Annotated in this window: 15 protein-coding genes and 1 pseudogene; 12 read left to right on the top strand and 4 right to left on the bottom strand. The window is 67.5% G+C overall.

The genetic code is table 11. The features are described from left to right. Positions 1-70 precede the first annotated feature (70 nt). Entirely contained in the window at positions 71-2,266 is a 2,196-nt protein-coding gene (locus tag TEP_RS08940) for a hypothetical protein (RefSeq protein WP_132825025.1), read from the top strand. Between the two features lie 80 nt (positions 2,267-2,346). Further along, positions 2,347-2,832, top strand: a complete 486-nt coding sequence (locus TEP_RS08935) for a TspO/MBR family protein (protein ID WP_132825024.1) — start codon at positions 2,347-2,349, stop codon at positions 2,830-2,832. Here the strand turns inward: TEP_RS08935 and TEP_RS08930 are convergent. From TEP_RS08930 to TEP_RS08915, 4 genes and pseudogenes are all read right to left on the bottom strand, one after another. After that, positions 2,829-3,140, bottom strand: a complete 312-nt coding sequence (locus tag TEP_RS08930) for a hypothetical protein (protein WP_132825023.1) — start codon at positions 3,138-3,140, stop codon at positions 2,829-2,831. The genes TEP_RS08935 and TEP_RS08930 overlap by 4 nt on opposite strands. A 71-nt stretch (positions 3,141-3,211) precedes the next feature. After that, positions 3,212-3,944, bottom strand: a pseudogene (locus tag TEP_RS08925) (NAD(P)H-binding protein). A gap of 19 nt (positions 3,945-3,963) precedes the next feature. Next, a complete protein-coding gene (locus TEP_RS08920) occupies positions 3,964-4,638 on the bottom strand; it encodes a ChrR family anti-sigma-E factor (protein ID WP_132825022.1) in 675 nt (224 codons plus the stop codon). Continuing rightward, complete coding sequence (locus TEP_RS08915) at positions 4,635-5,258, bottom strand: sigma-70 family RNA polymerase sigma factor (protein WP_132825021.1); 624 nt, start codon at positions 5,256-5,258, stop codon at positions 4,635-4,637. Before TEP_RS08915 ends, TEP_RS08920 begins: the two co-directional genes overlap by 4 nt. A gap of 144 nt (positions 5,259-5,402) precedes the next feature. Between TEP_RS08915 and TEP_RS08910 the strand changes: the two genes are divergently transcribed. From TEP_RS08910 to TEP_RS08865, 10 genes are all read left to right on the top strand, one after another. Next, on the top strand, positions 5,403-6,170 hold the full coding sequence (locus tag TEP_RS08910; RefSeq protein ID WP_132825020.1) for a hypothetical protein: 768 nt from the start codon (positions 5,403-5,405) through the stop codon (positions 6,168-6,170). An 84-nt stretch (positions 6,171-6,254) separates the two neighbouring features. Further along, positions 6,255-7,211: an acyl-CoA desaturase gene (locus tag TEP_RS08905; protein WP_132825019.1), complete on the top strand. Its 957-nt coding sequence runs from the start codon at positions 6,255-6,257 to the stop codon at positions 7,209-7,211. A gap of 1 nt (position 7,212) precedes the next feature. Continuing rightward, complete coding sequence (locus tag TEP_RS08900; RefSeq protein WP_132825018.1) at positions 7,213-8,490, top strand: FAD-dependent oxidoreductase; 1,278 nt, start codon at positions 7,213-7,215, stop codon at positions 8,488-8,490. Beyond that, entirely contained in the window at positions 8,487-9,254 is a 768-nt protein-coding gene (locus TEP_RS08895) for a DUF1365 domain-containing protein (protein ID WP_132825017.1), read from the top strand. The genes TEP_RS08900 and TEP_RS08895 overlap by 4 nt, the downstream gene beginning before the upstream one ends. Then, the gene (locus TEP_RS08890) at positions 9,251-10,516 is read left to right on the top strand and encodes a cyclopropane-fatty-acyl-phospholipid synthase family protein (protein ID WP_132825016.1); all 1,266 of its coding nucleotides are present in this window, start codon (positions 9,251-9,253) and stop codon (positions 10,514-10,516) included. Before TEP_RS08895 ends, TEP_RS08890 begins: the two co-directional genes overlap by 4 nt. 1 nt (position 10,517) lies before the next feature. After that, the gene (locus TEP_RS08885) at positions 10,518-11,060 is read left to right on the top strand and encodes a DUF2878 domain-containing protein (RefSeq protein WP_080148898.1); all 543 of its coding nucleotides are present in this window, start codon (positions 10,518-10,520) and stop codon (positions 11,058-11,060) included. Continuing rightward, positions 11,057-11,836, top strand: a complete 780-nt coding sequence (locus TEP_RS08880; protein ID WP_132825015.1) for a DUF1295 domain-containing protein — start codon at positions 11,057-11,059, stop codon at positions 11,834-11,836. Before TEP_RS08885 ends, TEP_RS08880 begins: the two co-directional genes overlap by 4 nt. 5 nt (positions 11,837-11,841) lie before the next feature. Then, positions 11,842-12,918, top strand: a complete 1,077-nt coding sequence (locus tag TEP_RS08875) for a class I SAM-dependent methyltransferase (RefSeq protein WP_132825014.1) — start codon at positions 11,842-11,844, stop codon at positions 12,916-12,918. 14 nt (positions 12,919-12,932) lie between these two features. Next, positions 12,933-13,466: a lipocalin family protein gene (locus TEP_RS08870; RefSeq protein WP_132825013.1), complete on the top strand. Its 534-nt coding sequence runs from the start codon at positions 12,933-12,935 to the stop codon at positions 13,464-13,466. A 116-nt stretch (positions 13,467-13,582) separates the two neighbouring features. Continuing rightward, complete coding sequence (locus tag TEP_RS08865) at positions 13,583-14,731, top strand: SPFH domain-containing protein (protein ID WP_132825012.1); 1,149 nt, start codon at positions 13,583-13,585, stop codon at positions 14,729-14,731. The last annotated feature ends 13 nt before the right edge of the window (positions 14,732-14,744 follow it).

Genomic DNA, 14,744 nt, shown 5'->3' with positions numbered 1-14,744 from the left:
CAACACGTTCACATCGCGCCGCAGCCGCATCCACGATAGTGATGGCCATCCCATTCCACGCCGAGGGTCCATGCCCCACTCCCTCGCCCGCCCGCAGCGATGGCGCCGTCACGGCCGCAAGCTGCTGCCGTATCTGCTGGGCCTGTATCTGCTGTACCTGTTGGCAGGCAATGTTTTCCTCAATACGCCGCTGTTCGATCAGGTCACCAATCGCAAACCGCACAAGTTCGTGATGACCACTGGCCCGGCGATCACGCTGCTGCCGGGGCATGTCATCGCCTGGAATGTGCAGATGCGCGGCCACGTCAATCACACGGTGTATGTGCTGCGCGCGGACCGCGCCAGTGCACGCTTGGCATTGCTGCCGCTGTTCCAGCGCGAGGTGCGCGTGCCGTCGCTGCACGCAACCGGGGTGGCCGCCGAGATCGCGCGCGTGGAGGAGGCCATTCCCTCACCACCACGCGGCGATCGCGGCTGGACGTTGCGGTTCGATGCCATTCATAGCGAAACCATCCGCAGCGTCCGCGTGGGCAAGCTGTTGATCGTTGGCCAGGGCAGCGGCACGGTCGGTTTCGTGAAGCAGCTGCGGGGCGGTCCCTCGGAACTGCTGGACTCGGAGGTGGCGTTCGCTGATGCCGACGTCAGCCTTGACGGCACCCAGCTGCTCGGCGACATGCAGCTGAAGACGCAGTTCTCCTACCCACGGCATTACCGCGATCAGGCACCCGGGCTGGCAAAGCTGGGGCTGCTGCATGCCGTGCTGGAGGTGCAGGCGCGCAGCCAGGGCCTGCGCCTGGATACGGACACGCAACGACCTTCCATTGCCAGCGCCGCAGTGCCGGGGCAGCTGCAGGCCGCGATCACCCTGGACCAGGGCGCGCTTCAGCCCGGCAGCCATGCGGTCTGGCGGGTTCCCCTGCAGATGGGAGCTGGCGCCCCCGATCGCGGAACGCTGGCCGTGCAACTGGACGCCGCCCGCGATATCCGGCTGCAGGCGCGGTTGCCGCAGCGCGAGGGCACAGGCGCTGCGCTGGACGCGGACCTGACCATCACCGGGCGGCACATTCCATTCGCTGAACCCAGCGAGATGCTGGGCCGCACCTCCGGAACGGTCAAGGGCGAATGGACCTTCACCTCGCTCAACTGGATTCCCGCACTGTTCGTGCAGAAACCCTGGTTCCAGCTGCAGGGCGGCGGCCTGCTGCGCGCCGACCTGCGCCTGCAGAACGGCGAACTGGCCACTGGCAGCAGCGTCGATATTCCCGCGGCGCGGGCGGTGGCCGAAGTAGCCGGCGTGCACATGCAGGGAACGGCCAGCGCCCATGGCCAACTGCAGGCCGGAACGCCTGCGCGCGCGGTACTGGCAGTGAAGCTTCCCACGTTCAATGCGCGTGCAGGCGGCGCCAAGGGTGCCACGTTGTTCGATGGGCGCGACCTGGCACTGACACTCAGCGGTGACGGTCGCCTGCGCGAACTGCGCAAGGGTGTGAGCGCGCAGCTGCGCTTCGATGACGCAAGTATTCCTGACCTCACCGCCTACAACCGCTATCTGGGCAACGGCCAGGTGCGGCTGCTGGGAGGCGCGGGCCAGGTGAGCGGCGACGTTGAACTCGATACCCAGGGCCGGGTTGGCAATGGCAGCGTCCGCCTGCGCAGCCAACGCGCACGCCTGCAGGTGGCCGGGCTTGGCCTGCAGGGCGACGCCCGCGTTGATGGCAGGCTGCGGCGTGGCGATTTCAGCCAGCGCCGCTTCGATCTGGGCGGTAGCGTGATCGAGCTGCGCGACGTGCAGGTGGGTGAGCAGCAGCGTTCACAGCCGTGGTGGGGCCGGGTCACCATCGCCCGCGGTGACATCGATGCGCAGTCACCGTTCCAGGTGGACGCACGCGCGGATCTTGCCATGCGCGACGCGGGCCCGCTGCTGGCGCTGTTTGCCGAGCGCAGCGATTACCCGCGCTGGGCATTGTCGCTGCTCGACTCCGGCCAGCTGGATGCACATACCCGCCTGCGCTGGCGCGCCGGACATCTGGTACTGGACGGACTGCAGGCGGAGAACGAGCGCCTTTCGCTGCGTGCGCGGCTGGATCTGCTGGACCAGCGCAAGCGTGGCGACCTCTACCTTCGCTGGGGCCTGCTGGGTGCCGGCATCGAGCTGGATGGGCAGCGCCGCCAATGGCACCTGGCCGGTGCGCGGGAATGGTTTGACGGTCGACCCGCTCTGCTGCCGGCCCCGGCTCAGGCTGGCGTCGGCGGAACGGCCGACTGAGCCGCAGGTTGCATCCAGTCGCGACAGGCCTGCGTAGAACGCGTTGCCACAACCGGTGGCAGTGCAGGAGGAAAGACACCGTGAATGTCCGCAGGCAAGCAGTTGGCCTTCTGGGCTGGGCCACCGTTACTTTTCTGGCGGCCGCACTGGGCGCGCGTGCCTCTATCTCGGCAGCGGATTTCTACGCAAGCCTGGCGGTGCCGGCATGGGCACCGCCTGGCAGCGTGTTCGGCCCGGTGTGGACGGTGCTGTACGCACTGATGGCGCTGGCGGCGTGGCTGGTCTGGCGCCAGGGCGGATGGCGCGCGGCCACGCCTGCGCTGGTGCTGTATCTGCTGCAGCTGGCCCTCAACGTGCTGTGGAGCTGGCTGTTCTTCGGCTGGAAACAGGGGGCGTTGGCGTTCGCTGACATCGCACTGTTGCTGGCGCTGATCGTGGCCACGATCGTCGCCTTCAATCGCGTGCGCCCGGTAGCGGCGTGGCTGCTGCTGCCTTACCTGGCATGGGTGACGTTCGCCAGCGCGCTCAACTACGCGGTGTGGCAGGCCAATCCGGCCGTGCTTTAACCGGGCAATGCCTGAGGGCCTTGCGCTGCGGGCCGCCACTGGCGCAGCGCACTGCCCCTGAAGGCCTGCTCACCGCAGCCGGTCGGGCAGCGCAGTACACGCGCGGCGGACGTGCTGACAAGTCCGTCGCCCTCCTGCGCCTTGAACACGACCTCGCAGCACAGGCAGCGCGCCACCAGCGAGTACAGATGGACGATGCGGCCGCTGCCGGGATCCTGCAGTGCGTTGACAGCCAGCAGATCGAAACGGCCATTGTCAGGCGCTGGGCGCGATGGGCGAAGCAGGGAAGACGATGGCTGCAGGTTCACGTCGATGCGTCACAGAAGGATGAGCAACGACTGTAGTAGGCGCGATGTGCAGCAGATGTGCACCGCAGCCATCAGGCTGCAGCAGCGCCACCCAGTTTGTTGATCTGCGCACATTCCAGCAGCGGCGGCGGGTCCGGCATCGTCGCCAGCACGATCATCGCGCGGCCGATGGCTTCGTTGCTGGTCACCAGTGAGGGCAGGACGCGGCCCGCCGCCGCCATCAGGGGGCCGCCAACGCGATACAGCGGCTTCAACGCCGCATGACGGGTGCCGGTCCCGGCCACCGGACGCACCCCGGCGGGACGCAGCATGACGGGTGCCGGTCCCGGCCACCGGACGCACCCCGGCGGGACGCAGCATGACGGTGCGCACCGCGAGCTGCGCCAATGCGGCCTCGGTCTCGCCCTTGATGCGCAGGGGCATGATCCGGCTGTGGGGATTGGCATGGGCGCCGGAGACATACAGGAACCGGCCGTCCGGATTCGCCTCGGCCCATGCGGCAGCCACGGCGAGGGTGGCATCGAGTGTCACCTTCCTGTATTCGTCTTCGGCGGTGCCGACCGGCGGTGCTCCGGCACAATAGAAACACGCATCGAATCCGGCCAGCTGCGGGCCCACACCACGGGCATGCTGGAAATCGGCCAGCACGATCTGCTCGATACGCGCGTCAAGGGGGGCCTTGCTGCGGACCAGGGCAACGGTGCGCGCCACCTGCGGCGAAGCGAGGCAGGCACGGGCAACGCCCTGCCCGACCAGTCCGGTCGCGCCGGTCAGCAGAATCCGCAGCGGGCGTGTTTCGTACATGCGTTGACCTTGAGGAAGCCTAGAGTTTCACGAAGCGCTGGATCCGGCGGGCCAGCCAACCGCTGAATACCAGCGGCGCATCCAGCGCGGAAACGCAGATGCACGGTACGCCCGGTGCCGTTACCGGCTGGTGCTCGACCTCCTCGTCCAGGTCGGCAACATCGCCGGGCGCGAACAGACCCAGCGCATCATTGTAGGAACCCCGCAGGATCTGTGTCAGTTCACTGCGTCCATGGCTGTGCATCGGCAGGCATTTGCCCGGCGCGATCTTCAGCATGATCAGCGACGGCATCTGCTCGGCGCGGATGCAATGCACTCCCGGCGCCATCCAGCGCCAGTGCAGCCGGCCCAGCGAATCGCCGAAGTACGGATGCAGCGACGTCGGCAGATGATCCGGATCCGCCTCGGGGCGTTCGCGCGGCATCGACCGCAGCGGGCCTGGCACCGCGTCGGCCTGGACCTCGACCAGCTGCGCAAGCATCGCGTCGCGCAGGCCCGCCCGCCGCGCCTCGTCCGCCACGGGCTGGGTCTGCTCCAGCAGTGCAGCACCAATGGCCTCCGCTTCGCGCAGCCGCTGGCGGCAGTGCGGGCACTGCTCCAGATGGGTGCCGGCGACGATGCTCAATGGTGCCGGCAGCGCACCGGCGGCGTAGCTCATCAGCGTCGACTCATGCAGGTGGTGGTGCGGGTTCATGCTGCACCCCCGACCTTCGACTGCAACTGCAGGAACGCTCGTCGCAGGTGTGATTTGACCGTGCCCAGCGGCATGCCCAGCGCCTGCGAAATCTCGCTGTGGCTCTTGGCCTCGAAGTAGGACATGCGAACCAGACGCGCCTGCGTGGCCGGCAGTTCATTGATGCGCTGGCGCAGGCGGGCATGGTCGGCAAACTGCTCGGCGCTGCTGCGCTCGCCGACGTCAGCGGCAGCGGCGTCTTCCACGGCTTCCTGCACCTGCATCCAGCTGCGTTCGCGACGCACGCGGTCGATATGCAGGTTGCGGCCGATGCGATACAACCAGGTGCTCAGCGCACCTTGGGCAGGATCGAACTCGGCCGCGCGCAGCCACAGGCGCAGCAGGCATTCCTGGGCCAGCTCTTCGGCCACCGCTGCGGGCGCGCCAAGGCCACGCAGATAAATGCACAGGCGCGGCATGAAATGGTCGTAGATGCGCATGAAGCAGTCACGATCGCGCAGCCGGGCGACGCCCTCCATCTCGCCGTTCCAGTTCGTTGGCTCGTTGCTGGGCTGCTGTGAACTGGACACGATCCGCGCGGTGTCGAAGGGATGGGAAGGACTGGCGGGAGGACGGTACATCGGCGGGGGCTGCCGTTGGGTGAAGAGGAGTCCTTCCCTCTACGCACGGTGGCGCCTGTTGGATGCACCCGGGAAGGAGGCGCACCTGCATCCAGCCGGCGCCGTCGCGCGTACAGGCCCGCAATCCTCCCATGGATCGCCCCGATGCGTCTTGCCTGGTTGCTGCTCTGCATGCCCTGCGCCGCTTCCGCCGCGCCACTGCTGCGTTCGGAGGGCGTGGCCACCCTGGCCGATGGAGTCATTGCCTACCGCGAGGTGCATTGGCAGCGCGGCGCCAGCGATGGCAGCGAACGCTGGGTGGAATACCTTTGCCCTGCGGGTCAACCTTTCGCCCGCAAGCAGATGCCCGCCGCCACCCGGCCGCAGGCGCGGGGCTATGTGCTGCAGGACGCCCGCAGCGGCCAAGCGGCGGATGTGAGGGTCGATCCCGGCGTGGTCCGGGTCGACTGGAAGGAAGACGCGTCCTCACCCTCCCGAACCAAGCAGCTGCCGCTGCCCCCCGATGCCGTGATCGACGCCGGCTTCGATGCCGCCGTGCGGGCCCACTGGCGGACGCTGCAGGGCGGAACCCCGGTCAGCCTGCCTTTCCTGGTGCCCGGCCGGCAACGCTTTTACCCCGTACAGGTGCAGTACCAGGGCCCAGTGCGCTGGCAGGGGCTTTCTGCCCATGCGGTGAACGTCCGTCTTGATACCTGGTTCGGCGCGGTGGCCCCACGTCTGTCGCTGGTCTACGCCGATGCCGATCGCCGCCTGCTGGAGTTCCGTGGCACCAGCAACCTGCGCGATGCACGTGGCGATTATCCGCAGGTGACCGTGCGCTTCGCCGCGCCCGCAAGCGAGCAGCCGGAGCAGCGCTGGCGCACTGAGCTGCAGCGACCGCTGGTAGCGAGCTGCGGCGTTACGACCAGGTGAACATGCTGCCGGGTGCAATCCACTGCATCCAACCGGCACTGCAACGCGTAGAGGTAGGCAATCGACTCCCTCGGGCTTCCGTCCATGGCATCCGCAGCGCCCCCACTCCGCAGACGTTCGCGCCTGTTGCGCACCTTCCAGCGCTGGTTCGATACCGATGCCGGAAGCGAAGCGCCGATCGACGGCAGCCAGGGCGACCGCATCGACTGGCTGCGCGCCCTGCCCTTCGCGCTGCTGCACGTGGCCTGCCTCGCAGTGATCTGGGTAGGCGTGTCCTGGACAGCGGTTGCCGTCGCCGTGTTCCTGTACGCGATCAGGATGTTCGCCATCACCGCGTTCTATCATCGTTACTTCTCGCACCGGACGTTCGAGGCCTCGCGCGCCGTGCAGTTCGTGTTCGCGGTCATCGGCGCCGCCAGCGTGCAGCGTGGCCCGCTCTGGTGGGCGGCGCACCACCGCCACCACCACCGCCACGCCGATCAACCGCAGGACCCGCATTCCCCGCGCCAAGGCGGGTTCTGGCGCAGCCATATGGGTTGGTTCCTCACCCGTAGCGCCTTCGCCACTGATCTGCAGCGCATTCCCGATCTGGCCCGCTACCCCGAGCTGCGCTGGCTGGACCGGTTCGACACCGTGGTTCCGGTGTTGCTGGCCGCTGCACTGTATGGCCTGGGTGCGGTACTCGAGCGTGTGGCGCCGGGCCTGCATACCTCCGGCCCGCAGCTGCTGGTCTGGGGCTTCTTCGTCTCCACCGTAGTGCTGTTCCACGCCACGGTCACCATCAATTCGCTGGCGCACCGCTTCGGCCGGCGCCGCTTCGAGACCCGCGATGACAGCCGCAACAACCTCTGGCTGGCGCTGCTGACCTTCGGCGAAGGCTGGCACAACAATCATCACTTCTTCCCCGGCACCGCGCGTCAGGGCTTCCGCTGGTGGGAGATCGACATCAGCTGGTATGGGCTGCGCGCGATGGCTGCGCTGGGCCTGGTGAAGGGGCTCAAGCCCATCCCGGCCTGGGTACTGGCCAAGGCGAGGCACTGACATGCGTATCGCGGTCATCGGTTCCGGCATCGCGGGTCTGGCCAGCGCGTGGTGGCTGGACGGCGTGCATGACGTCACCCTGTTCGAGGCCAACGACTACCTGGGCGGCCATACCCACACCCACGAGGTGACGGTGGACGGCCGCAGGATGGCGGTCGACACCGGGTTCATCGTCTTCAATCCGCAGCATTACCCGCTGCTGTCGGCACTGTTTGATGAACTCGGCGTGGACTCGCAGCCGACCACGATGAGTTTCTCGATGCACAGCGAGCGCAGCGGCGTGGAGTACAACGCCACATCGCTCGACGGCCTGTTCTGCCAGCGCCGCAACCTGCTATCGCCGCGTTTCTGGGGAATGCTGGCCGACCTGCGGCGCTTCTATCGCGACGCGCCACTGCTGCTGGGCCAGGAGCAGGGCCCTACGCTGGGCCAGTACCTGCACAGCCAGCGCTATGGCGAAGCGTTCGTGCAGGAACACCTGCTGCCGATGGCCTCGGCGCTGTGGTCCTCACCGACCGCGCAGGTGCTGGACTTCCCGGCCCGTTACCTGGTGCAGTTCATGGCCAATCACCAGATGCTGCAGATGACCGGGCGCGCGCCCTGGCGCGTGGTCAAGGGCGGCTCGGCGCGCTACGTGGACGCCCTGCGTGCGCGCTGGCGGGTGCACGAGCGGCTGGAATGCCCGGTGCTTGCGGTCGAGCGCATGCCCTGGGGGGCACGCGTACACACCGCAACCGGCATTGAAGGCTTCGATGAAGTGATCCTGGCCTGCCATAGCGACCAGGCTCTTGCCTTGCTGGCCGACGCCGATCCGATCGAGCATGCGGTGCTCGGCGCGATCCGCTACCAACCCAACGAGGCCGTACTGCATACCGACGCCTCCCTGCTGCCCGCCAACCGCAAGGCGTGGGCGGCCTGGAACGCGCATGTACCGCGCGACCCTACCGCACCCTGCACGGTCAGCTACTGCATGAACCTGTTGCAGGGGCTGCCCGGTGATACGCCGCTGGTGGTGACCCTCAACCGCAGCGAGGCCATCGACCCGGCCAAGGTGCTGCGCCGTCTGCATTACGCGCATCCGGTGCATGATCCGGCTGCGGTGGACGCGCAGCGGCGCTGGGCCGAACTGCAGGGCCAGCGGCACACCTGGTTTGCTGGTGCCTATTGGGGCTGGGGCTTCCACGAAGATGGAATCCGCAGTGCCCGCCGCGTAGTGGATGCGCTGCATCTGCGCAATGCCGGCGCGCCGCCTCCCCTGCAGGTGGAGGTGGCCGCATGAGCGCCAGCGCCCTGTACTTCGGGCAGGTGGTGCACCGCCGGCACCATCCGCATCCGCATGCCTTCCGCTACCCCATCGCGCAGCTGCTGCTGGATCTGGACGAGTTGGACCAGGTATTTGCCGGGCGCTGGCTGTGGTCGGTCGGGCGCCGCAACCTGGCGGAGTTCCGCCGCAGCGACTACCTCGGCGATCCCAGGACATCACTTGCAGACGCCGTGCGCGACCATGCCGCGACCGTGCTGGGGCGGCGTCCGGACGGCCCGGTGCGTCTGTTGGCGCATCTGCGCTTCGCTGGCCACGTGTTCAATCCGGTCAGCTTCTATTACTGCTATCGCGCCGACGGCAGCACCCTGGACTGCATCGTCGCCGACATCACCAACACGCCGTGGAAGGAACGGTACGCCTACGTACTGCCTGTTGAATGTGCACAGCCGCAGGGGCGCGCCCTGCGCTGGCAGTTCGACAAAGCCTTCCACGTTTCCCCTTTCATGCCGATGGATTGCCGCTACGACTGGCGCTTCACCGCGCCCGGCGATGACCTGCGCGTACATATGCAGGTCTGGCGCGACGGTGTCCGGCAGTTCGATGCCACCCAGGCCATGCAGCGACGCCCGCTTGATGGCCGCGGCCTGGCCCGGGTCCTGGCGTTCTACCCGTTGATGACCGTGCAGGTGGTCGCCGCCATCCACTGGCAGGCACTGCGCCTGTGGCTGAAGCGCAATCCCGTGCATGACCACCCCGCTCTTGCCGAGAAACCGCGATGAACGAGCTGAATCCTTCCGTTGCCCTGCCCCGCCCCGGCGCGGTGGATGCATTCCTGCGCCGGAGGCTGCTGGCGGTACTGGCGCCGCTGCGCGAAGGCGGGCTGCGGGTACGCGACCCCTTGGGCGAGGTCATCCTCGGTGATCGTGCCGGCGCGCTGCAGGCCACGGTGACCATCAGCGATATGGCGTTCTACCGCAGGGTGGCCGCGCAGGGCAGCGTCGGCGCGGGTGAGAGCTACATCCACGGCGATTGGCACTGCGATGACCTGGTGGCCCTGGTGCGGCTGCTGGTACGCAACCGCGACCTGCTCGACGGCATGGAACGCGGGCCGGCGCGCATCGGTGGCTGGCTGCTGCGCGGCTGGAACCGCCTGCGGCGCAACAGCCGCGAAGGCAGTCGCCGCAACATCGCCGCCCACTACGATCTGGGCAATGATTTCTTCGCGCTGTTCCTGTCGCCGGACCTGATGTACTCCTCGGCAGTGTTCAGCGATGCCGGCGACCCGCTGGAAACCGCCTCGCGCCGCAAGCTGGACCGCATCTGCCAGCAGCTGCAGCTGCAGCCCGGTGATCGCGTGGTCGAGATCGGTACCGGCTGGGGCGGGTTCGCCCTGCATGCCGCCCAGCACTACGGCTGCCATGTGACCACCACCACCATCTCCGCCGAACAGCACGCGCTTGCCGCCCAGCGCGTGGCCGAGGCGGGCCTGCAGGAGCGCGTGACCCTGCTGATGCAGGACTACCGTGATCTGCAGGGCCAGTTCGACAAGCTGGTGTCGATCGAGATGATCGAGGCCATCGGTGCCGAGTATCTGGACACCTACATGGCCACCCTGCAGCGTCTGCTGAAGCCCGATGGCGTGGCCCTGCTGCAGGCCATCACCATCGAGGACCAGCGCTACGAGCAAGCGCGTCGCAGCGTGGACTACATCAAGCGTTTCGTGTTTCCCGGCAGTTTCATTCCCTCGATCAACGCCATCCTGGCGGCAAAGACCCGGGCCTGCGACCTGCAGCTGATCGCCCAGCAGGATTTCGGCCACTCCTATGCCCTCACCCTGCGCGCTTGGCGGCAGCGCTTCCTGGCGCAGTTGCCGGCGGTACGTGCGCAGGGTTTCGATGACCGCTTCTGCAGGCTGTGGGAGTTCTATCTGGCCTACTGCGAGGGCGGCTTCCTGGAGCGCTCGATCGGCGTGTCCCATCTGCTGCTGGCACGGCCGGGTTACCGTCCCGAGACGGACGTCCATGGCCAACGGGCCGGCTGACATGCGCCGCACCTGGGTCAACGTGATCGGCAACCAGCTGGTATGGCTGTGCGCCGTTGCCGGTGCCGGCCGCGGCTGGCAATGGCCGGCCCTGCTGTCGGCCACGCTCTATGTCGGCAGCCAGTTGCTTGCCTCGCCGCGGCCACGCCTGGAGCTGCGCCTGCTGCTGCTCGCGCTGGGGTGTGCTTGGCTGGTGGATGGCAGCGCTGCGGCCAGCGGTGCTGTGCAGTACGCCGCCGCACCGCTTGGATGGGTGCCGCCACCGTGGATTTTCGCGCTGTGGGCGGCCTTTGCGATGACGCTGACGGCGTCGATGGCGTTCCTGCAGCGGCACTGGATGCTGCCGGTGGCCCTGGGCCTGCTGGCGCCGCTGGCGTACCTGTCCGCGGCGCGGGGTTTCCAGGCCGTACATTTCACCGCCCCGGCCTGGCTGGGCGTGGCAACACTGGCGCTGGGCTGGTGCGTGGCGCTGTCGCTGCTGTGCGCCGTCGCCCGTCGCGGGACGCCCAGCAACCGTGACACCCCATTGATCGGAGCCGCCTGATGAACATTCTGTGGTGGGTACTGCTGTATGCCGTGCTGATCATGGCCTGGGGTTGGGGCTGGCAGCGCAGGCACCGCAACATCGGCATCGTCGATGTGCTGTGGGCAAAGGGCGTGGCGGCAGGCGCGCTGCTGCTTGCATGGCTGGGCGATGGCGCGCTGCAGCCACGCATCGCACTGGCCGTGCTCGGTGGCCTGTGGGGAAGTCGTCTCGCCCTGCATCTGTGGCGCCGCGTACGCAGCGAGGAAGAAGACGGTCGCTACCGCTATCTGCGCGAACACTGGCGCGGCCACCAGGGCAGGATCTTCGGCTTCTTCATTGCGCAGGCGCTGTTGGTGGTGCTGTTTGCGCTGCCGTTCACGGCCGTGGCCGGCAATCCCCACAGCGACATGCCTGGCTGGATCGCAGCGGCGGTCGTCGTGTGGCTGCTCAGCGTGGGCGGCGAAGCACTGGCCGACCGTCAGCTGGCACGCTTCCGCGCCGACCCGGCGAACAGGGGCCGGACCTGCCGCCAAGGGCTGTGGCGATACACGCGCCATCCCAATTACTTCTTCGAGTGGCTGCACTGGTTCACCTATGTACTGCTGGCAGCCGGCTCGCCCTTGTGGTGGCTGGCCTGGTCCGGGCCGGTGCTGATGTACGTGTTCCTGCGCTACCTCAGTGGCGTTCCCTTCACCGAGAAGCAGGCGCTGCGCAGTCGAGGCGATGACTATCGCGACTACCAGCGCAGCACCCCGATGTTCTTCCCCTGGTTTCCGCGCAGCCCCAAGGAGTGATCCCGATGAACAGCACCCCGTCCCTTGCTCCGGTTGCCGATACGGAAGCCGGCCTTACCGGCTGGGCCGAGCGTGGCTGGCTGCCCGATGCAGCGCTGCGCGCGGGCATACGCCGCCTGTGTGCGCAACGCCTGGCCGAGGAGTCGAGCGGCAGCGTCGAGGAGCAGGCCCAGCGCTTCAGCCGCCGTATCGCCGAGCTCGCTGGCAGCCCACTGGCGCTGCACGTGGATGCGGCCAACCGCCAGCATTACGAAGTGCCTGCCGCCTTCTTCCAGGGCTGCCTGGGGCGTCGCCTGAAGTACAGCAGCTGCTACTACCGCACCGGCCGCGAGACGCTGGACCAGGCTGAAGACGCGATGCTGGAGCTGTACGGGCAGCGCGCCGGATTGGCCGACGGCCAGGACATTCTTGAGCTGGGCTGCGGCTGGGGCTCGCTGACACTGTGGATGGCCGAGCGCTACCCGAACGCGCGCATCACTGCCGTGTCCAACTCGCACAGCCAGCGCAGCCATATCCTGGCCCAGTGCGAGGCGCGCGGGTTCGGCAACGTCGAGGTACTCACCCGGGACGTCAACCAGCTGGACCTGCCCGCCGCTGCCTTTGATCGCTGCGTGTCGGTGGAGATGTTCGAGCATGTCCGCAACTACGACCGTCTGCTGGGCCGCATTGCCCGTTGGCTGAAGCCGGACGGTGCGCTGTTCGTGCACATTTTCGCCCATCGCACGCTGATGTATCCGTTCGAGACCGAGGGCGACGACAACTGGATGGGCCGGCACTTCTTCACCGGCGGCCTGATGCCGGCAGCGGACACGCTGCTGCACTTCCAGCGCGACCTGGTGCTGGACCAGCGCTGGCTGCTGGACGGCACGCACTACCAGCGCACGGCCAACCATTGGCTGGCCAACCAGGATGCCGCCCGTGAGCAGCTGCTGCCGGTGCTGGCGAAGACCTACGGCGACGAGGCGGCCGCCCGCATCTGGTGGCAGCGCTGGCGCATGTTCTGGATGGCCTGCGCCGAGTTGTTCGGCTACGACGACGGCCAGCAATGGCTGGTCGCCCACTACCTGTTCCGCCTGCGTTGAAGGAGACCGCCCTCATGCGTATCGCATCGCTGTTCCCGCTGCTGGCCGTTGCCCTGTTCGGCGCAGGCTGCAGCAGCCACGACACCCGCCCCATTCCGCTGCCTCCGAAGGTGGACGTGCCGCGCTTCATGGGCGACTGGTATGTCATCGCCCATATTCCGTCCCGGCCCGAGCGCGAGGCCTTCGACGCCGTGGAAAGCTACGCGCTGCAGGCCGATGGCCGCATCCAGACCACTTTCACCTATCGCAAGGGCAGCTTCCAGTCACCACAGAAGTCGATGCACCCGGTAGGCCGTGTGGAAAAACACGGCAACGGTGCGGTCTGGGGCATGCAGTTCATCTGGCCCATCCAGGCCGAATACCTGATTGCCTGGCTGGATGAGGGCTACAACCAGACCATCGTGGCCCGCAGCAAGCGGGACTACGTCTGGTACATGGCGCGTACTCCGCAGGTGAGCGAGGCGGATTACCAGCAGGCGGTGGCCCGCATCAAGGCAATGGGATACGACACCGGCAAGTTGCGCCGGGTGCCGCAGTCGGTGCGTTGACCGCCGGTCGATGAACGGGTGCTGGCGTTGCTGCTGGCGGCCGGGCAGCCCGCTCCTCTATAGTCAGCCGAGCACGACAGGCGTGGTGCCTGTCCGGCAACTACAGGGAGTGGGTCATGGGTCTGGTACAAGCGGTGAAGGGTGCAGTCGGCGGTGTGCTGGCCGACCAGTGGAAGGACTTCTACACCGTGCCGACCGGCCTGCCGTCCACGGCAGCCCTGTTCGCGGCGGTGCCCCAGGGCACAAACGCCGGGCGCGGTTCGAACACCAGCGGCTCCTCCAACATCATCAGCAACGGTTCGAAGATCGTCGTGCCCGAGGGCTACGGCCTGTTGCTGTTCCAGGATGGCGCGATCACTGCCTTCGCGGCCGAGCCGGGTGGCTACGAATGGCGCTCGGACGATCTGAACTCGCAATCGATCTTCGCCGGCGACGGCCTGGTCAGCACCCTCATCAAGCAGAGCTGGGAGCGCTTCAAGTTCGGCGGCCAGCCGGGCTCGCAGCAGGCCGCCTTCTTTGTTTCGCTGAAGGAACTGCCGGACAACCGCTTCGGCACCCAGTCGGAGATCTACTGGGACGACGGTTTCCTCAACACCCAGGTCGGCGCGGTCACCCGTGGTTCGTACACGTTGAAGATCGTCGACCCGATCCTGTTCGTGAAGAACTTCGTGCCGGCCAGCTACCTGCGACCGGGCCAGGTCTTCGACTTCACCGACCTGGACAACGCCGCTGCCAGCCAGCTGTTCAATGAAGTGGTGGGTTCGCTGGCGCCGGCGTTCAGCCTGTACACCAACGATCCGGGCAAGGGCAACCGCATCACCAGGCTGCAGCAGGATTCGCTGGGCTTTGCGCAGAGCCTGTCGGCCGCCGTCGAACAGGGCTACCAGTGGAAGTCTGATCGTGGCCTGGCCATCGTCAAGACCGCCATCGTCTCGATCGAGTACGACGCCAACACCCGCGAGTTGCTGAAGACCGTGCAGCGCGCCGATGCGCTGTCCGGCTCGCGTGGCAATTCCAACCTGCAGGCCAGCGTCGCCCAAGGCATCCAGTCCGCCGGTGAGAACGGCGGTGCCGCCGGGCTTGTCGGCGTGGGCATGGCGTCGGGCATGTTCGGCGCGGGGAACCTGCAGCAGCCGGCAACCCCGGCCGCCGCTGCCGCCGACGATCCGGTGGCCAAGCTGAAGAAGGCCAAGGAAATGCTCGACCTGGGCCTGATCACCCAGACCGACTACGACGCGCTGAAGGCCAAGGCGCTGGGACTGTAAGAAGACGCAGGAC

It is taken from the genome of Stenotrophomonas sp. TEPEL, from assembly GCF_004348785.1.
Taxonomy (GTDB): domain Bacteria; phylum Pseudomonadota; class Gammaproteobacteria; order Xanthomonadales; family Xanthomonadaceae; genus Stenotrophomonas; species Stenotrophomonas indicatrix.
The sequence above is the reverse complement of the archived record's forward strand: the minus strand, read 5'-3'. Positions and strand labels throughout refer to the sequence as shown.